The sequence below is a fragment of the Yersinia alsatica genome (assembly GCF_902170305.1).
GTDB classification, from domain to species: Bacteria; Pseudomonadota; Gammaproteobacteria; order Enterobacterales; family Enterobacteriaceae; genus Yersinia; species Yersinia alsatica.
The window spans coordinates 359,634-378,755 of the sequence record NZ_CABHWW010000033.1; the positions used below are offsets into that span (position 1 = coordinate 359,634).

The window sequence follows — 19,122 nt, forward strand, 5'->3', positions numbered from 1 at the left end:
CGCTTTACGAGGAAGATCTATGGATCAAGCCAGTATCATTCGTGATTTGCTTAGCTGGCTAGAAAGTCATTTAGACCAGCCTTTAGCATTGGACAATGTCGCTGCCAAAGCAGGCTATTCAAAATGGCATTTACAGCGAATGTTCAAGGATGTCACCGGGAATGCTATCGGTGCTTATATCCGTGCCAGAAGGCTTTCTAAAGCCGCTGTCGCATTACGATTAACCAGCCGTCCTATTCTGGATATTGCCCTGCAATATCGTTTTGATTCGCAGCAAACTTTCACCCGTGCCTTTAAGAAACAGTTTGCGCAAACGCCTGCGTTATACCGCCGGGCGGAAGATTGGAATTCAGCGGGAATATGTCCGCCTATCCGACTAGGGTCATATACTCTACCTCAGCCTGAATTCATTACCTTACCTGAGCAGCACTTGGTGGGGCTGACGCAAAGCTATTCTTGCACACTTGAGCAGATATCGACGCACCGCACTGAATTACGGACTCATTTCTGGCAACAGTATCTTGGTGGTGCCGATCAAGTGCCGCCGGTGCTGTATGGCTTACATCACTCCCGACCTAATCAGGAGAAAGATGACGAGCAAGAGGTTTTCTACACGACGGCCATCGAACCACAGCATGTGCCGGGTAATGTGCAGGAGGGGCAACCGATTATCTTGCAAGGTGGCGAGTATGTGCAGTTTAGCTATGACGGGCCACTGGAAGGGTTACAGAATTTCATTCTGACACTCTATGGCACCTGCGTGCCACAGTTAGAATTAACGCGTAGGAGTGGCTACGATATCGAGCGATTCTTCCCGCAGGGGAGGCCAAAAGATGGGCCTCCGTCCACGTTGAAGTGCGAATATCTCATTCCAATCAGGCGTTAACGCTGTAGTTCGTCAAGTGCTGGCATATCCAAGTGAGCGGTATCGCCAGCACTTTCAATGACCCATCCAGAAGCCAGCCAAGGGCTTTCCTGATAATCAACACGCGATAGCGAACAGTTACGCAAACGTAACCGCCGTTCAGCATAAGCGGGTAAACCAAGCAAGGTACTCAATAAGCACCCTAGCGCCATACCGTGGCTAACTAATAGCGGCTTACTGCCAGCAGGAAGCTCCAGGCAGCTATCCAGCGCCGCACGCATCCGATGCGCTAACTCCGTCATCGACTCCCCTTGAGGAATCCGACCACCTTCAGTTCCGTTGACCATCTGCTTGCGCCATTGCTCTTCTTCGGGGGTTAAGCTTTCAATCGGACGTGTTTCCAACACCCCCATATTCAGCTCGCGTAGACGCGGGTCTGTCACCATTTTTAGCCCACAAGCATCAGCGATGATTTTTGCCGTTTGCTGCGTGCGCCCAAGGTCGCTGGTGATAATATGGGTGATGCCCTGGCTGCGAACTCGTTGCGCAACCAAGTGTGCCTGACGCAGACCAACATCAGTCAGAGGGCTGTCTGATTGGCCCTGAATCTGGCGCGATGCGTTCCACACGGTTTCGCCGTGGCGCACGAGATATACCTGTAACATGTCATTTTTCCGTTATACTGCGTGAAATATACACCAAATCTATTTAAATCTATTCTGAGACTTATTATGTACCATGTTGTTGCCGCAACTACCAACCCTGCAAAGATTAAGGCTATTAGCCTCGCGTTTGATGATGTCTATGGCTCCGGCGAGTATCACATTGAAGGGGTTAATGTTGATAGCGGTGTTCCCCTGCAACCCATAGGCAACACTGAGACACGCTCCGGTGCCAGACAGCGAGTGAGTAATGCACGTCAGATGCGCCCTGATGCTGATTTTTGGGTCGGGGTTGAAGCCGGTATTGAAGATAATATGACCTTTGCATGGATGGTAATTGAACGCTCGCAGCTCAGGGGGGAGTCCCGCTCTGCCAGCTTGATGCTGCCCGAGATTATATTACAGGGGATTCGCCAAGGCCGTGAGCTGGGCGACGAAATGGCAGATTTAACCGGGATATCGAATGTTAAACAACAGGGTGGCGCGATTGGTATTTTTACCGACGGTAAATTGACTCGTACCAGTGTTTATCATCAAGCTCTGCTGCTGGCACTGGTGCCGTTTCACAATGAAATTTACCAGCGCCCTGCATCGTAATTAGTTTTTGTCTGTCAATAACTGCGCTTCGAGCCAGCTTTTCAATTCTGGCGGCGCCGCTTTCAGACTATTTGAACCACGGGTGATGGTCGCGATACCAGCACCCAATTGATTTTTCAGTTCACGCTGGCTCAACTCACCACGCATTAACTCCTCAATAATACGCACTCGAGTTCCCAGCGCGGTGCGCTCATCTGGAGTCAGCATCAATTGCAACAGGGGTAAATGGAGGTCTTGCGCAATGGCGTCTTGCAACAGTGCAATGAAAGTCAGCCAGTGCTGATTATCCTCAGTCGACAGATTCGGATCGGTCAATCGTAGTTTTGTCATGATATGCAGCCATACTATTTAACTAGTACAGCAGCATACCATAACCTCACATATCCCCAAAACCCTTGGACCAACAGATGAGTGCGCGCCGCTAATACTCCTGTGGCTTCAAGGGCGAAGAGAAATCCCCAAAGTCATTGGAGCCACAGGTAGGCAGCAAGCAAACGCATCCCGGTGAACTTACTCAGGTAAGTGATTCGGGTAAGTGCGCGCCGCTAACGCCGCTGTGCCCCCCAAAGTCATTGGAGCCACAGGTAGGCAGCAAGCAAACGCATCCCGGTGAACTTACTCAGGTAAGTGATTCGGGTAAGTGCGCGCCGCTAACGCCGCTGTGCCCCCCAAAGTCATTGGAGCCACAGGTAGGCAGCAAGCAAACGCATCCCGGTGAACTTACTCAGGTAAGTGATTCGGGTAAGTGCGCGCCGCTAACCCCCCTGTGGCTTCAAGAGCGAAGGGGATTAGTAGCGCCGCTGCCACTCGGCATCACTCAGCACCTTCGCTGGGCGATTCATAAAGTGGCGATAGAATGCATCGTAAGCCAATACGTTTTTCACGTAGCCACGGGTTTCTGAGAACGGAATACTTTCGATGAATGCCACGGCATCCACCTGCCCGCCACTATTCCCCAGCCAGGTATTAACCCTTGATGGGCCAGCATTATAGGCCGCGCTGGATAAAATCCGGTTGCGACCAAATTGCTGATAGACCTCTTCCAGATAGCTGGTTCCTATCTCTATGTTGGTGATGGGGTCGAGCAACTGGCTGCTATTAACATAGCCTGGAATATTATTCAGTTTGACCGTGTGTTCTGCGGTTCGTGGCATCACCTGCATCAGACCTGCTGCCCCCACTGGGGATTGTGCTTTCGGGTTCCAGGCACTTTCCTGACGGGCAATCGCCATGGCATAACTTGGCGTTATGCCTTTACCTTCAGTGGCCTGACGGAATTCTTTCGGCCATGCCAGTGGGAAGCGCTCTTCCAGATGGTCCCATAATTTAGCCACGATGGTCGCCTGAACACTCAGATCCGCCCACTTTTGGTTAAATGCATAACGCGCTAATGCTTCCTGCTCAGGTTTACTGCGGCTGGCAACCAGATAGCTCCACTCGTTGCGCGCCAGATTATCCATATTCCAATACATTAGCTCACGCACCCGGGCGATCTCTGGCCGTTGTGCCAGCGAAGCATCGGGTTTGGTGGCAACCTCAACATTGATAGGGTAAGGAACCCCCAGTTTTTGGGCGGCCACCATCGGATAAAAGCCACGTTCCTGCATCAGGCTGCGCAAAATAGCTTCGCCCTCGGCTTTCTTACCTTGTTCCAGCAGCAACGAAGCACGCCAGTAACGCCACTCATCTTTGTTTTGTGCCTCGGCCGGTAACCGAGCCATCCAAGTCGCGAGTCCTTGGCGGTCGCCACTGCCCAGAGACATGCGGATACGGCGCTCCAGCAATGGGGTTGAATGACTGCGTAAGGTGACTTGATCGCGCCATTTGGCTTGGTCGTAAGTTGCATCATTGCCCATCAAACGCCAGGCTACTGCTTCTTCCAGCTCCAGTTTTTCGCTGTCACTCATTTTTTGTAGCCGTGCCAACGTTGGGATCATCGCCCGCGCATTTTCTACGTCCTGACGAGCCAATCGAGTAAAGGCAATAATCGTGGCTGAGCGAGTAAAATCGGTCGGCCCAACTGTACGGGCAAAGCTTTCAACACTGGCTGGGTCACTTTGCAATTTCGCCAGTGCCGTCCCCATGGTCTGATAATCGGCTGGCAACTGCTTGAGTAAGTAACTCACCAGACTGGCATTGCCCTCTTTCAGGGCTAATTTCATACGGGCCAATGTGGCCAATGGTGTTTGATGCCCGGCTTGCTGCCAGACACTGAATAATTTATCGCAACTACCGGGTAGCGCCTGACCATTAAGCCAGATTTCACTCGCCCCATCCCACGCCACTTGCTGCTCGCCTGTTGCCCATTTGGCATAGTAGTAATTACAGCGGGCTGCGGCCGGTTGCGGAGCTTGCGGGCTGAACGCTAATAACCCACGCCAATCCTCGCGACGTGCCAGCTCATTAACAAAACGCGATGACAGCGAACGTGCTGGCGGCAATGTCGGGTTACGCGTCAGGAAATCATTCACTTGAGCCGCACTCACCTGACTCAAATCTTGTGTTAACTGGCGGTATTCCAGATACGGGTACAGAGGATAGTCGCGCAACGTTGGCATCAGTTGCGTCACGGTATCCATCTGATTGCTGTCCCAAGCTTGTTTAACTTGTTGATAGCGCTGCCGTTGGGCATCAATGGAGTCTGCGAATGCCACTCCTGAAGTCGTCACCAGACACACGCCAATCGCCAGATATCGCCACTTGTCCATACTTACTGTTTCCTCACTGGTTGTTGGCCACTGCATTTTGCTTACCGCAACTTCTGATTAGCATAGTCATAATTAGTTCCGGCAGCAGGACATACTAACTAAGAGTTTCACCTGATAGCCAGCGATTACACTCACGAATAGATAGGGAAACTTAATCTTTTCGGGCGATTGATTAAATTAAGGGAAGTTGAAGAAGATAACTGGCAGGATAGTTCATCATGTAATGACTTATTATTCACCATGTTAGCGGCTATTTATAGTGAAATGTTTCGACTTTATTATCTCAGATCAAGACGCTATTTTGATAAAAATCTACTATCCTTGCTTAATATAACTATGTTGTTGTAAATATATCATTCAGAATCATTTTTTTGTCTTTTAATAAAAATCAAATAATTAAGGAGCAGGATATTTTCATGGAAGAAAGAAGGTGACTCTCTGCCCCGAGTTAATGAAATAGTCCGATGATTCAATCAAATGGATAGATAGATTTCAGATTTATTAATTTTTAAGAAGGTTCTTTCAATGCAAAACTCATCAAACCATACGTCCGGAGCGAAACCCCCAGAGGGAAAGGCCTGGTATCAGCTTACTGCGGAAGAATCTTTGCAGCATTTAAATAGCCGCGAAGAAGGTTTAACCCAACAAGAGGCGGAAGAACGTCTTAAACAATACGGCCCTAATGCGTTACCGGCCAAAAAAAGTAAGCATCCTTTACTTCAGTTTTTAGCGCATTTTAATGATGTCCTGATTTACATTCTATTAGCTGCGGCGTTAGTTAAAGGTCTAATGGGCCACTCTGTTGACACCATTATTATCCTTTGCGTCGCGGTCATTAACGCATTAATTGGTTACGTTCAAGAAAATAAAGCCGAGAAATCTCTGAAAAGCATTCAGAATATGCTTTCCAGCAAAGCTGTGGTAATACGAAATGGTAATGCGCAAACTATTGATGCGCAGAATTTAGTGCCCGGCGATATTGTCACATTGAAACCAGGGGATAAAATTCCAGCCGACTTGCGCTTGCTCGAAGCTCACAATCTCCAGATTGAAGAAGCTATCCTGACCGGTGAATCAACCGTCGTTGAAAAGCAAATCGGGGTAATTGAAAACGAATCAGTGATTGGCGACCGCAAAAACCTGCTGTTCTCCGGTACCACTATCAGTGCCGGTACCGCGAAAGGTATGGTCATTGCCAGTGGCGGTGACACTGAGCTCGGTCATATCAACCAGATGATGTCGACGGTCGAATCCACCCGAACGCCACTGTTGCAACAGATGGATCGGTTGGGTAAAGCCATCTTTATTCTGATTCTGGTCATGATGGCTTTCCTGTTCGTCTTCGCCTTTATCTTGCGCGACTTGCCAGTCAATGAACTGCTGTTGGCCTTGATCAGCCTGGCCGTGGCATCGGTTCCTGAAGGGCTGCCTGCCATTATTTCAATTATTCTGTCCTTGGGTGTGCAAGCGATGGCGCGCAACCGCGCGATTATCCGCAAGCTGCCAACGGTAGAAACCTTAGGTGCGATGACCGTCGTCTGTTCCGATAAAACCGGGACATTGACGATGAATGAGATGACCGTCAAAGCAGTAATTCTGGCTGAGCATTGTTACCGAGTGGAAGGCGAAAGCTATGAACCGGTCGGTAATATCTATCCTGAGGGCAGCGATCAGCAAGCCACTCTTGCCGGGCCGTTAAAAACATTTATCACTGCGGTGAATCTATGTAATGACAGCCAGATTCAAAAGAATGACCAAGGTCACTGGACGATTACTGGCGGCCCAACTGAAGGTGCACTGAAGGTGTTGGCTGCCAAATCCGGCATTGAACTGGGTCAGGTCACTCAACACGGTAAAATTCCTTTCGATTCTGCCTATAAATACATGGCCACCAGCCATCAAGTTCAGTCAGAAAATAGTATCTTCCTGACGGGCGCTCCTGACGTCCTGTTTACCTTCTGCCAGCAAGAACTGACGGACAGTGGTGTTGCGCCATTCCGCCGTGATTACTGGGAAGCCGAGATGGCGCGCTATGCCAAGCAAGGCTTGCGCATGGTAGCCGCTGCCTTCCGCCCAGTAGAGCAAGCGGTCAGCGAGTTAGATCATAGCGATATCCAGCAAGGCATGGTGTTTGTCGGCATCGCCGGCATGATGGACCCACCACGCCCCGAAGCTATCGATGCGATTGCAACCTGCCAGCAGGCTGGTATTCGCGTGAAGATGATAACTGGCGACCACCAAGAAACAGCCATGGCGATTGGTGCCATGCTGGGGATAGGCAATGGGAAAGATTCCATTACCGGTGGTCAGTTGGAGCATATGGATGATAAAGAACTGGCTGAAGCTGCCGTTCGTTATGATATTTTTGCCCGTACCAGCCCAGAGCATAAGCTGCGTCTGGTAAAAGCCTTACAAGAGAAAGGCGAAATTGTCGGGATGACCGGCGATGGCGTCAACGATGCACCGGCGCTGAAACAGGCTGATGTCGGTATCGCCATGGGTATCAAGGGGACCGAAGTCACCAAAGAAGCTGCCGATATGGTGCTGTCTGATGATAACTTCGCGACCATCGCCAGTGCGGTTGAAGAAGGCCGTCGTGTTTACGATAATCTGAAGAAAACCATTCTGTTTGTGTTGCCGACCAACTTGGCGCAAGGGTTGTTAATTATCTTTGCCATCCTGGTCGGTGCCGTGATCCCGCTGACGCCATTGCAAATCCTCTGGATAAACATGGCAACCTCCACCACGCTTTCCTTCGGTTTGGCCTTTGAACCGGCAGAAAGAGGCATTATGCGCCGCAATCCGCGTGACCCATCAAAACACGTGCTAGACGGCCATGCCATCTGGCGTATCGCGTTTGTCGGCACCTTGATTGCTTGTAGTGCATTCGCCCTGGAAGCCTATATGGAACCACGCGGTTACAGCACTGAATTTATCCGTACCGTGTTGATGCAAACATTGGTGACCGCGCAGTGGATTTATATGTTTAACTGCCGCGTCATGGACAGATTCCCGCTTAACAAAGAAGTCTTTGTTAACAAAGGGCTGTGGTTGGTTTCTGGCGTACTGATCGTATTGCAGTTAGCCATTATTTATCTGCCATTTATGAATACTGCTTTCGGTACTGAGCCATTACCGGCTTATTACTGGGGCGTAACATTGCTGGTTTCTATCGCGATCTTCCTGATCGTCGAAGTAGAAAAATGGGTCATCGGGCGCTTCAAACGCGGCTCGAATCCTATCTAATATCAATTAGTTATTACGACAAAAGCCCGGCTAATCAGCCGGGCTTTTTATTTATCGCCAATCAGCCTGATATCAGACTTAAGATAAATCACAGATTGCCGATACCATGACTATTATTGCATCAATAACATCTTATAATAGGATAGCGGCGATTAACTATTTGACCGCTGCAACTCACGTCGCCTAACAGGAAGCGCAAAAATGAATACTGCACCTTGCGCAATTAGCGGCGTCAGTAATGATAAACGCTATTATCCGCGAAAACTGATTACGCCACGGCATGCCTTGCGGGCCTGTGTCTGCGGTTTATTCCTGCTCACTATTTTATTTGCTTCAATGCCTTTAATGGCGGCAACTAATATCAGTGAAGAATTGCTACATGAGCGCAGTGATGCGGCCACAAAAATGGTGCTGGGTATTATCAGCTATTCGCGTTGGCCAACACCACTGCCAGTCACCCGTCTATGTGTTGTCGCCCCCACAAATTACGCAGAAGGGCTATTTAACCCGGCATTAATGGAAACGGCACATCCGATTAAAACGCAGCGCTATTCACTGCCCGACGCCTCAATAGCAACTGATTGTGATGTGGTCTATCTGGGGCTTATTGGGGAGCAGCAGCGCCAGGAACTGACCATCCAACTCGCCGGACACTCGATTCTTACCATCAGTGAAAATTATGACGAATGCACCTTGGGCAGTGCATTTTGTCTGCTACTGGAAGATAAGCAAGCCTCTTTCAAAGTCAATATGGATGCATTAGCACGCGGTGGGGTTCGAGTTCATCCCAGCGTGTTGCAACTTGCCCGTAAAAAGGCTGACGCATTATGAGTTCAACAAAGAAAAAATCTGCTGGTCAGATAAAAAATAAAACTAATGCAGCAAAGCTCCCCACACTTGGCCGTGTCTTGGGGAAAATACATTTAACAGTGGCAATAATCTCCGTCGCGACGGCAGGTATTTTCCTGACATTAGCGGCCCTGTTTGCATTACGGGTTTATGCTGACCATAACCTGCATTTGATCGCCCGCTCCATCAGCTATACCACTGAAGCAGCAGTTGTTTTCGGCGACAAAATCGTTGCTAACGAAGCGCTATCACTGATTGCGGCCAATGAAGAAGTCGCGCAGGCCAAGATTTTAGATGTTAATGGCCGGGAGATAGCCAGTTGGACGATACCTGATCACGGCCCAATACATTATATCGAGCAAAGTGTTGCCCGTTGGGCGCTGCCAGAGCCGGTAGTGGTGCCGATGATTCATGCAGGTAATGAAATCGGCAAAATAGTGATTGTGGGTCATGGCGGCAGCCTGCTGCGTTTTCTGCTGCAAGGATTAGCCGGGCTGCTTATCTGTCTGGTGCTCAGTACCGCGGTGGCACTATTCCTGTCACGCCGCATGCTGTTTGGCATTATCGGCTCACTAAACCGCATTACTGAAGTGGCTCATAATGTCAGTCGCAACCGTAGCTTTGGTCAGCGAGTGCCTTCGGCGAAAATCGCCGAGTTAAATGAGTTAAGCCATGATTTCAATGGGTTGTTGGAAGAGCTTGAGGTTTGGCAAAAACACTTAACTCAAGAAAATGACTCACTCGCACACCGGGCTGCCCATGATAGCCTGACCGGTTTGGCCAACCGTGCTTTCTTTGAAGGCCGCTTAAGCCGAACACTTAAGGATTGTAAAACCAACGAACACGTCGCGGTTTTGTTCCTTGATGGCGACCGTTTTAAAGAGATCAATGACAGCTATGGCCATGCGGCAGGCGATGTGGTGCTGACGACCATTGCTGACCGTATTCGTGCACTATTGCGTGAGTCTGATTTAGTGGCGCGTCTGGGCGGTGATGAATTCGCCGTATTACTGGCCCCCATTCATGACACAGATGATGTACTCAACATTGCTGACAATATCATCGAAAGTATGACCCAACCAATAGTACTGGTGGATGGCAGTGAGATCACCACCTCTCTCAGTATTGGTATTGCTGTTTATCCTGATCATGCACAAACGCCGGAAGAGTTATTACAAAGAGCAGATGAAGCAATGTATCAGGCAAAGAAAGGTTTCCGGCCGAGTGAACGGGGCATAGTTCACCAGTCGGGCTTGACTCACACAGAAGATTCTCAAACAGAAAGCTTAGGATAGGTGACATGCTGGATTTAAAAAGTCGTCGTCAGAGAAATCCCATTTGGATCAGTTTTTTTGCTATTTGTCTGCTGGTGTTAGCAGGCTGTCAGGCCAAACCACAAGGGCTGACAGCGGAACAAATCGCCGCATTACAGGATCAAGGCTTTAAATTAACGGATAATGGCTGGGAGTTTGGACTCACCAATAAAGTGTTATTCGACAGTGACGTTAGAAAGTTAAACTCGTCTGGCGCGCAAACTGTGCAAAATATTGGCCGGGCATTACACAATGTCGGCATCAATCATTTGCGAGTTGATGGTCACACTGACGCAACGGGTGAAGACAACTATAACCAGAAGCTCTCTTACGAGCGCGCGGCCGCAGTGGCGGATTCACTGGCAACCATTGGTATTCCAAGAGCCAATATTGATGTTCGTGGTCAAGGTAAATTAGAGCCGGTGGCGGATAACCGTACGGCAAAAGGCCGGGCAGAAAACCGCCGGGTAGCAATGATAGTGACCGCGCCATAACCTTTTTATGCCGGTCTAGCGAATGAGCTTCATGTGTGAAGCTCATTCGCTGACAGACCCTACCTTTCAGTGCGGCTTTACTGGAAAGAAAACCCGAGTTTTGCATACCGTTTTCAAAAATCTTCGCCGCAGACTCTTCAACTGCCATTGCTGCACCGAATACATCACGCCAGGTGCTCATCGGCATCAAGCCGCATATACCATCCAGACCAAATCCCCGAATGTGCATCATGGTTTTGACCGGAATAACCCGCTTTTTGCCGTTCTCGGTAGGCATCAATGGCCCTGCGTAATGATCTGCGAAAATGATCCGCTCAGTGGCAGGGAAGGTAGGCTCAGATCGCTTTGTGCACACAAGCGGTGGGCCTTGGTTCGCCCGTGAATGGTTTAACGGGTGAATGGCAAAGGCAGTGTTATCCGCACTCCTTTGCCACCCATTTCACAAACAAAAAAACTCTGACTTATGTCGGGGCTTATCATTTTTGAAGTCGGTTCCGGCATCAGCACCTACCAATGTGCTGACCGCATAACTTTGAAATGCAAAAACCCCGCCGAAGCGAGGTTTATTTGACTGGATAAGCGCTACCGCACAACCAACTCTTATCACTATAGTGGGTAAAATTCGTAACGAATAGCTTTTTTGCATTTGTTGTATTCGTTCATACTTACTCTCGTCTCCATGGCACTCAGGGTTCAGTCAGAACGGTGCCAACACAGGTCGTTATTGAACTAAAAATGCGTAATTCTGATGAAAGTAATTAGGATTTAAATGCTAAAATAGATTACGTTTAAAATCTATTTTGGAGTGGTGATGGGGCGTTCAAGTAAGCAGCAGGCCGAAACTAATCGGGCATTGATTGTGGAAAAGGCTAGTGGCCTTTTCAGGGCACACGGCATCGCCAATGTCAGCGTCTCAGATATTATGAAAGCTGCAGGTATGACGGCGGGGGGATTTTATAAGCACTTCAAATCCAAAGAAAGTCTGGCGCGAGAAGCGGCTAACCTTGCATTCAACGCATCCAATCTCAGCTGGAACAATGTTTCATCAGAGCTAGATGGCAACCACCAACACAAGATAGCCCGATATTATTTCACACCTAAACCGACGGATAAACGCTGCCCAATGTTGGCTTTCGGTAACGATCTGATGAAAGGTGATGATCCTGTACTCGCTGAAGAATGTACCGCTGGTATCAAAGACCTATTTAAGGTTTTTTCAAGCCCAGTTAAAATGAATGGCAGCAATGACCGGGATCTCGCGATGTTTGCAGCAATGATTGGGGCAAATTATTTAAGTGAGTTGAGTAGTGATCCAGAGTTTTCAGCACGAATCAGAAAGGCCGTTCTAGACCTAATGTGATTTCCCAGATTAATAAATACGGGAAACCAACAGATTCCCCGTCTGTGTTCAGGCCATAGGCAACTGTGCGGAAGCGGATTTCTTAATTGCGTTTACCAGCTCTTCAGTGGTGAGAACCTCAGTAGCATATGTCGGGCCATCAATATCCATTGCCGCATGCAGGGCTTCGTGAGAACGGGCAGATGTTGCGTCCCTCACCAGAGTAACGTGGAAACCAAGCTCCATACCAATACGAGCTGTCGCCTCAAGGCAGGTGTTGGCTAAGAGACCCACACAAATGATTTTCTCCTTACCATAGCGTTTCAGTTTGTGCTCAAGATCAGTGTTCGGAAAACCGCTTGATCCCCAGTGTTCAGTTGCAACTACATCTCCTTCATGTATCTGGAAGTCATCATGGAAAGTACCTCCCCAAGTTCCTTTTGCAAACGCCTGACGTTGCCCGGCTCCCAGTTGGTAAGGTGACGGATATTTCCAGTCTTCATAATCACCCGGCTCCCAACGATGGTGCGGCACGTGGTAAACAGTAATCCCAACTTCACGCGCAGCAGCCACAATTTTGCGCAAGTTCGCGTGCATATTATTTTCTTTCGCGATGTCTTTCACCCATGGAAATAACTTGCCTCCCTCGGCCAGAAAATCGTTATACAGATCGATACACAGCAATGCGGTGATTTCGGGTTCATATACTGGGTTACTCATGTCTGACCTCTCAATTAGATGGTGCAAGCACCGTTAAAGTAAAAATAGATTATGATCGTAATCTATTTTAGTAAAGAGAAAGTTAAGACTGATCTGGGATATAAGGGAAGAAGCTGAGAGAGAATGAGCTCGCTATTGGCGGAAATAAGGGGTATCCGAGGTAAACTTCATATAAATACCCAAGCTACCAATGATATTGTAGGTCCCTTTAGTGCTGTGAGTTCAACGGGTCGTACTCCCACTGAGATGCATTACTATAAATCGTACCATCTTCATCCATTACTTGAGCATTGAAATGCTTCGCAATCCTCAACATCTTTCTATACAGATATGTGTCTGGCCACTTGGTATAAATATTGCCTGCGCTCCAGTCAAGCCATGGCTCTCCGTACAACGAGGGGCCTGACCATAAGGCGTGGTAATCACCGTTTATAATATATCTGCTTAATTCATTATCGCTATTAATGTAGTTAAGCCATTCATCAGCAGTTATCTGCGCATCATCATTATCTGCCCAAAATTCAGCTCTCGTTATGTGAAATTCAACCCCCATAGCATCCCCTAAACGCAGAAATAGTTTTCGCAAACTAGCATAGTCCCTATTAAAACGAAATTAGTAACACAACAGTATCGATCTGGAAGCTGGCACGTTAACAGTGCGACGAAACTGGACTAGTGTGACACAGTACACTTTGCCAACAACAGAGGCTGGTACCGATCGTACTGTTTTTTTGATGGAGCCAGCGAAAGAGGCATTAAGAAAACAGCTGGCATTAACGCGGCTAAAGCCCACTAGCAAAGTAAAAGTATTAATGCGGGAGCATGGAAAAAGCCGTATAGGCCTCTGCACTTTCGTGTTCGATCCAAAGATAAATGCGAAAGGAAGTGGAGCTGGAGAACGTTTTACACCAACTGCTCTAGCTGATAGCTGGGATCGGGCCGTGAAACGGGCTAAACTGCGACATCGAAATACATACCAATCGCGTCATACTTTCGCGTGTTGGTCATTATCCGCTGGAGCGAACCCTGCATTTATTGCAATGCAAATGGGACACACCTCGGCACAAATGCTGTTTAGCGTCTACGGTGATTGAATGCCGAATCATAACGCTGACCAGCTTGCGTTGCTAAACGCAAAATTAGGTACTAATGCCCCATACATGCCCCACACCAAGAGTGGGGCATCATAAAAACCAGTTATAGCGAGGGTTAGCGCAACGTGGCTCAATACGTCTATTCCATGCATCGCGTCGGCAAAGTAGTTCCGCCGAAACGACATATTTTGAAAAACATCTCCTTAAGTTTCTTCCCTGGGGCCAAAATTGGTGTGCTGGGCCTTAACGGCTCAGGTAAATCGACCCTGTTGCGCATCATGGCTGGCATCGATACCGACATTGAAGGTGAAGCTCGCCCGCAGCCAGGGATCAAAATTGGTTACCTGCCGCAGGAGCCTAAGCTAAATCTTGAGCAAACCGTGCGTGAGTCGGTTGAAGAAGCGGTGGGCGAAGTTAAACGCGCGCTGACCCGTTTGGATGAGGTTTATGCGCTGTATGCTGATCCTGATGCTGATTTCGACAAGCTGGCGAAAGAGCAAGGCGAGCTGGAAGCGATTATCCAATCCCACGACGGCCACAATCTGGATAACCAACTGGAACGCGCTGCGGATGCTTTACGCCTGCCACCTTGGGATGCAAAAATTGCCAACTTGTCCGGTGGTGAGCGCCGCCGTGTCGCCATCTGCCGCCTGCTGCTAGAAAAACCTGACATGCTGCTGCTGGATGAACCGACCAACCACTTGGATGCTGAATCCGTGGCTTGGCTGGAGCGCTTCCTGCATGACTACGAAGGCACTGTCGTCGCCATCACCCATGACCGTTACTTCCTTGATAACGTGGCGGGTTGGATTCTGGAGCTTGACCGTGGCGAGGGTATTCCATGGGAAGGTAACTACTCCTCATGGCTGGAACAGAAAGATGCCCGTCTGGCGTTGGAAGCCTCTTCCGAAGCCGCACGTCGTAAATCTATCGAGAAAGAACTGGAGTGGGTTCGTCAGAATCCAAAAGGCCGTCAGGCGAAAGGTAAAGCACGTCTGGCTCGCTTTGAAGAACTTAACAGTGTTGAATATCAAAAACGTAATGAAACCAGCGAGTTATTCATTCCACCTGGCCCACGTTTAGGCGACAAAGTGCTGGAAGTTGAGCATCTGAGCAAGTCTTACGGTGACCGTGTACTGATTGACGACCTGACTTTCGCACTGCCCAAAGGGGCCATCGTTGGGATTATCGGGCCGAACGGCGCAGGTAAATCAACGCTGTTCCGCATGTTATCGGGTCAGGAACAGCCTGATTCCGGCACGATTTCACTGGGTGATACCGTGCAGCTGGCCTCGGTTGATCAGTTCCGTGACAACATGGATGACAGCAAAACCGTTTGGGAAGAAGTTTCCGGCGGTCAGGACATCATGAAGATCGGCAACTTTGAAATCCCAAGCCGCGCTTATGTTGGCCGCTTCAACTTTAAAGGGATTGATCAGGGCAAGCGAGTTGGCGAGCTATCTGGTGGCGAGCGCGGTCGTATCCATCTGGCCAAGTTGCTACAGGTTGGCGGCAACATGTTGCTGCTCGATGAACCGACCAACGATCTGGACATCGAAACGCTACGCGCACTGGAAAACGCCTTACTGGAGTTCCCAGGCTGTGCCATGGTTATTTCCCATGACCGTTGGTTCCTTGACCGTATCGCCACCCACATCATCGACTATCAAGATGAAGGTAAAGTGGTGTTCTTTGAAGGTAACTTTACTGAATACGAAGAGTGGAAAAAACGCACTCTGGGTGCCGAGGCACTGGAACCACATCGTATCAAGTATAAGAAAATGACCAAGTAATTCTCTTGCTGGCTAAGGCCGGAAGAAAATGACTGAGTGATATCAAGGGCCTGCGCTTGCAGGCCTTTTTAATGGCTAAAATCGGCCTATTAACCACTATGGCACGCTGAATTTCGGCGGCCACCGCCTCCACCATTAAGCCTTCTGTCAGCAGAATTCTATTCTGTGATCATCATCATTGTTAACCACTGAATTTTGCCAGTTTTCCTTGTCCTAAGGCAGTCAGCCGAAGGTGACAAGACTGCACACTATTTAGACTCCTTCGTCATCAGCGGTTTGTGCGCCCTTCCTATTCCGCGCCTCCCCGCACCATCACAACGAAGGATAATAAGATGAACAATGCAATTATATTGGGGATAATTTGGCATCTGGTAGGCGCTGCCAGTGCGGCGTGTTTCTACGCGCCGTTTAAACAAGTTAAAAAATGGTCATGGGAAACCATGTGGTCCATTGGCGGCCTGGTCTCATGGCTTATCCTGCCATGGACAGTTAGCTATCTGTTATTACCCGATTTTTGGCAATATTACGGCTCTTTTAGCTTCGCTACCCTGCTGCCGGTATTTCTGTTCGGTGCCATGTGGGGGATTGGGAATATCAACTACGGCCTGACCATGCGCTATCTCGGTATGTCGATGGGAATAGGGATTGCCATCGGTATCACGCTGATTATCGGCACATTAATGACACCTATTCTGCAAGGGCGTTTTGATGTGCTATTCGGTACCGCGGGCGGGCGTATGACCTTGTTAGGGGTATTTGTGGCTCTGATAGGTGTTGCCACCGTCAGTTATGCCGGGTTACTGAAAGAGCGGGCCATGGGGATTCAGGCAGAAGAATTTAACCTGAAAAAAGGGCTCATACTGGCGGTGATGTGCGGTATTTTCTCCGCCGGTATGTCATTTGCTATGGATGCCGCCAAACCAATGCATGAAGCCGCCAGCGCATTAGGCATCAACCCACTCTATGTGGCGCTACCCAGTTACGTCATCATTATGGGTGGTGGCGCACTCATTAACTTGAGTTATTGCTTTATCCGCCTGGCAACCCTCAAAAATCTGTCAGTCAAAGCTGATTTCTCAATTGCTAAGCCATTGCTGATCACCAACATTCTGTTCTCAGCTTTAGCCGGTTTGATGTGGTATCTGCAATTCTTCTTCTATGCCTGGGGTCATGCCAAAATCCCACAACAATATGATTATATGAGCTGGATGCTGCATATGAGCTTCTATGTGTTGTGCGGCGGCATTGTTGGTCTGTTACTCAAAGAGTGGAAATGCTCAACTAGGAAACCAGTAACCGTGCTGTGTATTGGTTGTCTGGTGATTATTCTGGCAGCCAATATTGTTGGCTTGGGTATGGCGGCGTAATACCCATTATTAAAAATGATTCGATTGACGGGCAGAGTTGAAAAACCTGCCCGTTATTTTATGGATAATCGTTGTGAAGAATAGCGCTAAATGAGAACCCGACAGTGCTCACTGCCATTTTTAGCCGGTGATGCTGGGGAGCGGACAAAGCGCTGGCGATAATCTCGCGGAGTCATACCGGCTTCACGAGTAAAAACAGCCGAGAAATAGTTGCTGTCTTCAAACCCACAGCGCGCGGCAATATCACTGATACGATGCTCACTGCACCGCAATAAACTCTTCGCATGGCAGAGGCGAATCTGGCGCAGATAATGGCTGATACTCATACCCGTCTGCTGGCGAAATAATTGCTTAAGAGAACGTTCAACCAGCTGATTTTTATGACAGAAATCAGCCATATCAAAGTGAGTTGCCAAACTTTGCTGCAACGCCGACATAATTAAATCAAGCTGCTCACCATCGGGCAGTAAGTGGGCCTGTTCAGCTCGATAGCGATGGCGTTTCAGTACAATAGCGAGTTGCAGCAACAGTGCCTCGGTCAACTGTATCGACCAGGAGTCTGTCTTGCGCGACTCCTGCGCTAACTGCTGAATGATAGGCCGCGCCTGCGCCATGCCTTGTGTCGTTAGCCGCCAATACCCTTGATTCTGTTCATGTCCAAAAGGTGGCAGTAACTTGTGCCATTGAGCATTTAGACGCAGCCGCTCGGGGCAATAAATAATATTATCTAGTACCAAATCATGTACCGATTCGTAGCTATGAAGATCTGCGGCTTGAATATAGAAAACATCCCCGCAAGTAATGCGATAAGGGTGATCATTCAGGACATGTAAACCATTACCCCGCCAGACAATCACGATTTCGCAAAATTGGTGAGTGTGCTCTGCGAAGACTTCCTGCGGATATCGGTTGGTTACCGCCACCGGCATCTGTTCCGATGGCAAATAATCCCGGCTTTCTAACAGCAGTGGTGCCCGCATGCATGCAGCCTTATTGTTATAGGTTAATTAATAAGCAGATCATTATCTTGAAACTGCCGATTTTTACCGTGATGTCATTCACGCCCTCGTTGGTTAGCGCGGTAAGGCGCTAAAGCTGGCTGCGCAAATCACGGGGAGATTGTGAAAACTCGCGCTTAAATAGGGTCGAAAAGTGGTTGCTGTCGCCGAAACCACATTGATAAGCAATATCAGTGACACTGTGGTCGCTGTAGCACAGCTGATGGCGCGCTTGCAGTAAGCGCAGCCGCGTCAGATAACGTTGGGGTGTCATCCCGGTTTGGTTTTTTAACTGGCGATGTAGAGTCCGCAGTGGCAAGGCAAAGCGGTCGGCCAACTCTGACCACTCAATCGCCTCGCTATAGTTGCTCTGTAGCCAATCCAGCAGTTGGCATAACCGCCCTTCCTGATCATCCCCTACTTGCGCCCGGCATCCCTGCCACAACTTCACCAATAACTGCATAAAAACACTCTCATGCAGGGCGATATCTTCCACCTGATCACTTTGCGGGGCGTGTTCAAGACAAGCAATTAAGCATTTTACCTGCTGTAAAACCTGGCCATTCACCCGCCAATGAGAGGGATATACACCATCACACTCTTGGGGAAGGAAGTGCCCGACACCGGATAAAAAGCGAAAAGCATCAGGTGCACGAAATAAGACATTGGTGAGAAACAAATCATCTGTTGATTCAAACAAATGGCGGTCATGGTCACGAACAAAACAGACACAGCCACTGCTTAATGTGTATGGGTTGCCATTAAAAACATGCACGCCCGCCCCTTCTTCAACAATAACGATTTCATAAAAATCATGATGATGCTCGGGAAATTCGGGTTGTGGCGCACGCGCTTCAATAGCCACGGGCGACGAGCTAGAAGAGAAAAAATCAATACTGTGCAATACAGTCATCTTTTGCCCCCTTTCGACAGGCACGGCGAAATCGCCCTGCTTCAGCCCTCGATAGTAAAAGCAGCAGCGGTGACTAAACCTTCAATTTTTGACACTAAAAAGCACTTTGGCGGCGATTTTTTTTAGATAGACGCAGCAATGTTGAAAAATATGCGCGAGGTCAC

Annotated in this window: 17 protein-coding genes and 1 pseudogene; 10 read left to right on the forward strand and 8 right to left on the reverse strand. The window is 48.8% G+C overall.

Annotated elements, in window-relative coordinates; all coding sequences use genetic code 11:
• Window positions 1-19 precede the first annotated feature (19 nt).
• Window positions 20-886, forward strand: a complete 867-nt coding sequence (robA, locus tag FTA96_RS20700; RefSeq protein WP_050106608.1) for an MDR efflux pump AcrAB transcriptional activator RobA — start codon at window positions 20-22, stop codon at window positions 884-886.
• Here robA and gpmB read toward each other — a convergent pair.
• Window positions 883-1,530 carry a 2,3-diphosphoglycerate-dependent phosphoglycerate mutase GpmB gene (gene gpmB, locus FTA96_RS20705; RefSeq protein ID WP_050106609.1) on the reverse strand — a complete coding sequence of 216 codons (648 nt, stop codon included), beginning with the start codon at window positions 1,528-1,530 and terminating at the stop codon, window positions 883-885. The two genes, robA and gpmB, sit on opposite strands and share 4 nt — an antisense overlap.
• A 66-nt stretch (window positions 1,531-1,596) precedes the next feature.
• On the opposite strand from gpmB, the gene yjjX reads away from it, so the two are divergent.
• Window positions 1,597-2,124 carry an inosine/xanthosine triphosphatase gene (gene yjjX / locus FTA96_RS20710; RefSeq protein WP_050106610.1) on the forward strand — a complete coding sequence of 176 codons (528 nt, stop codon included), beginning with the start codon at window positions 1,597-1,599 and terminating at the stop codon, window positions 2,122-2,124.
• Here yjjX and trpR read toward each other — a convergent pair whose 3' ends face one another.
• Together trpR and sltY are read right to left on the reverse strand one after the other, a co-directional pair.
• On the reverse strand, window positions 2,125-2,454 hold the full coding sequence (trpR, locus tag FTA96_RS20715) for a trp operon repressor (protein WP_050106611.1): 330 nt from the start codon (window positions 2,452-2,454) through the stop codon (window positions 2,125-2,127).
• Between the two features lie 458 nt (window positions 2,455-2,912).
• Window positions 2,913-4,832, reverse strand: a complete 1,920-nt coding sequence (sltY, locus tag FTA96_RS20720; protein ID WP_050109494.1) for a murein transglycosylase — start codon at window positions 4,830-4,832, stop codon at window positions 2,913-2,915.
• Between the two features lie 525 nt (window positions 4,833-5,357).
• On the opposite strand from sltY, the gene FTA96_RS20725 reads away from it, so the two are divergent.
• From FTA96_RS20725 to FTA96_RS20740, 4 genes are all read left to right on the forward strand, one after another.
• Complete coding sequence (locus FTA96_RS20725) at window positions 5,358-8,078, forward strand: cation-transporting P-type ATPase (protein ID WP_050109495.1); 2,721 nt, start codon at window positions 5,358-5,360, stop codon at window positions 8,076-8,078.
• 201 nt (window positions 8,079-8,279) lie between these two features.
• Window positions 8,280-8,909 (forward strand): YfiR family protein, encoded by a 630-nt coding sequence (locus FTA96_RS20730; protein WP_145574789.1) that lies wholly within the window; start codon window positions 8,280-8,282, stop codon window positions 8,907-8,909.
• Window positions 8,906-10,222, forward strand: coding sequence for a diguanylate cyclase domain-containing protein (locus tag FTA96_RS20735; protein ID WP_050150369.1), 1,317 nt, complete (start codon window positions 8,906-8,908; stop codon window positions 10,220-10,222). Before FTA96_RS20730 ends, FTA96_RS20735 begins: the two co-directional genes overlap by 4 nt.
• Window positions 10,223-10,227: 5 nt before the next feature.
• On the forward strand, window positions 10,228-10,734 hold the full coding sequence (locus FTA96_RS20740; RefSeq protein WP_050121619.1) for an OmpA family protein: 507 nt from the start codon (window positions 10,228-10,230) through the stop codon (window positions 10,732-10,734).
• Between the two features lie 66 nt (window positions 10,735-10,800).
• On the opposite strand, the pseudogene FTA96_RS23615 reads toward FTA96_RS20740, so the two are convergent.
• Window positions 10,801-11,005: pseudogene (locus FTA96_RS23615) on the reverse strand (phage portal protein); the annotation flags it as partial.
• 540 nt (window positions 11,006-11,545) lie between these two features.
• Here FTA96_RS23615 and FTA96_RS20750 point away from each other — a divergent pair.
• Window positions 11,546-12,094, forward strand: coding sequence for a TetR/AcrR family transcriptional regulator (locus tag FTA96_RS20750; RefSeq protein ID WP_050109499.1), 549 nt, complete (start codon window positions 11,546-11,548; stop codon window positions 12,092-12,094).
• A gap of 48 nt (window positions 12,095-12,142) precedes the next feature.
• Here the strand turns inward: FTA96_RS20750 and FTA96_RS20755 are convergent, their stop codons facing one another.
• The gene (locus FTA96_RS20755) at window positions 12,143-12,793 is read right to left on the reverse strand and encodes a cysteine hydrolase family protein (protein ID WP_050109500.1); all 651 of its coding nucleotides are present in this window, start codon (window positions 12,791-12,793) and stop codon (window positions 12,143-12,145) included.
• Between the two features lie 208 nt (window positions 12,794-13,001).
• Window positions 13,002-13,346, reverse strand: coding sequence for a hypothetical protein (locus tag FTA96_RS20760; protein WP_050109501.1), 345 nt, complete (start codon window positions 13,344-13,346; stop codon window positions 13,002-13,004).
• An 82-nt stretch (window positions 13,347-13,428) separates the two neighbouring features.
• Here FTA96_RS20760 and FTA96_RS23810 point away from each other — a divergent pair, with 82 nt between their 5' ends.
• The 3 genes from FTA96_RS23810 (at window position 13,429) to rhaT (ending at window position 17,047) form a co-directional block, all read left to right on the forward strand.
• Entirely contained in the window at window positions 13,429-13,887 is a 459-nt protein-coding gene (locus FTA96_RS23810) for a tyrosine-type recombinase/integrase (protein ID WP_260654441.1), read from the forward strand.
• Between the two features lie 125 nt (window positions 13,888-14,012).
• Window positions 14,013-15,680, forward strand: a complete 1,668-nt coding sequence (ettA, locus tag FTA96_RS20770) for an energy-dependent translational throttle protein EttA (protein ID WP_050109503.1) — start codon at window positions 14,013-14,015, stop codon at window positions 15,678-15,680.
• 332 nt (window positions 15,681-16,012) lie between these two features.
• A complete protein-coding gene (rhaT, locus tag FTA96_RS20775) occupies window positions 16,013-17,047 on the forward strand; it encodes an L-rhamnose/proton symporter RhaT (RefSeq protein ID WP_050121621.1) in 1,035 nt (344 codons plus the stop codon).
• An 86-nt stretch (window positions 17,048-17,133) separates the two neighbouring features.
• On the opposite strand, the gene rhaR is transcribed toward rhaT, so the two are convergent.
• Both rhaR and rhaS read right to left on the reverse strand, forming a co-directional pair.
• A complete protein-coding gene (gene rhaR, locus FTA96_RS20780) occupies window positions 17,134-18,027 on the reverse strand; it encodes an HTH-type transcriptional activator RhaR (protein ID WP_050109505.1) in 894 nt (297 codons plus the stop codon).
• A 109-nt stretch (window positions 18,028-18,136) separates the two neighbouring features.
• Window positions 18,137-18,958 (reverse strand): HTH-type transcriptional activator RhaS, encoded by an 822-nt coding sequence (gene rhaS / locus FTA96_RS20785; protein WP_050109506.1) that lies wholly within the window; start codon window positions 18,956-18,958, stop codon window positions 18,137-18,139.
• Between the last annotated feature and the right edge of the window lie 164 nt (window positions 18,959-19,122).

What these genes read in the sequence shown, in the direction of transcription:
- trpR (WP_050106611.1), bottom strand. Translation starts at nt 2,454, where the DNA reads ATGACAAAACTACGATTGACCGATCCGAATCTGTCGACTGAGGATAAT.
- FTA96_RS20725 (WP_050109495.1), top strand. Translation starts at nt 5,358, where the DNA reads ATGCAAAACTCATCAAACCATACGTCCGGAGCGAAACCCCCAGAGGGA.
- rhaS (WP_050109506.1), bottom strand. Translation starts at nt 18,958, where the DNA reads ATGACTGTATTGCACAGTATTGATTTTTTCTCTTCTAGCTCGTCGCCC.
- FTA96_RS20755 (WP_050109500.1), bottom strand. Translation starts at nt 12,793, where the DNA reads ATGAGTAACCCAGTATATGAACCCGAAATCACCGCATTGCTGTGTATC.
- gpmB (WP_050106609.1), bottom strand. Translation starts at nt 1,530, where the DNA reads ATGTTACAGGTATATCTCGTGCGCCACGGCGAAACCGTGTGGAACGCA.
- FTA96_RS20740 (WP_050121619.1), top strand. Translation starts at nt 10,228, where the DNA reads ATGCTGGATTTAAAAAGTCGTCGTCAGAGAAATCCCATTTGGATCAGT.
- robA (WP_050106608.1), top strand. Translation starts at nt 20, where the DNA reads ATGGATCAAGCCAGTATCATTCGTGATTTGCTTAGCTGGCTAGAAAGT.
- yjjX (WP_050106610.1), top strand. Translation starts at nt 1,597, where the DNA reads ATGTACCATGTTGTTGCCGCAACTACCAACCCTGCAAAGATTAAGGCT.
- FTA96_RS20735 (WP_050150369.1), top strand. Translation starts at nt 8,906, where the DNA reads ATGAGTTCAACAAAGAAAAAATCTGCTGGTCAGATAAAAAATAAAACT.
- FTA96_RS20760 (WP_050109501.1), bottom strand. Translation starts at nt 13,346, where the DNA reads ATGGGGGTTGAATTTCACATAACGAGAGCTGAATTTTGGGCAGATAAT.
- rhaR (WP_050109505.1), bottom strand. Translation starts at nt 18,027, where the DNA reads ATGCGGGCACCACTGCTGTTAGAAAGCCGGGATTATTTGCCATCGGAA.
- FTA96_RS20730 (WP_145574789.1), top strand. Translation starts at nt 8,280, where the DNA reads ATGAATACTGCACCTTGCGCAATTAGCGGCGTCAGTAATGATAAACGC.
- FTA96_RS20750 (WP_050109499.1), top strand. Translation starts at nt 11,546, where the DNA reads ATGGGGCGTTCAAGTAAGCAGCAGGCCGAAACTAATCGGGCATTGATT.
- sltY (WP_050109494.1), bottom strand. Translation starts at nt 4,832, where the DNA reads ATGGACAAGTGGCGATATCTGGCGATTGGCGTGTGTCTGGTGACGACT.
- rhaT (WP_050121621.1), top strand. Translation starts at nt 16,013, where the DNA reads ATGAACAATGCAATTATATTGGGGATAATTTGGCATCTGGTAGGCGCT.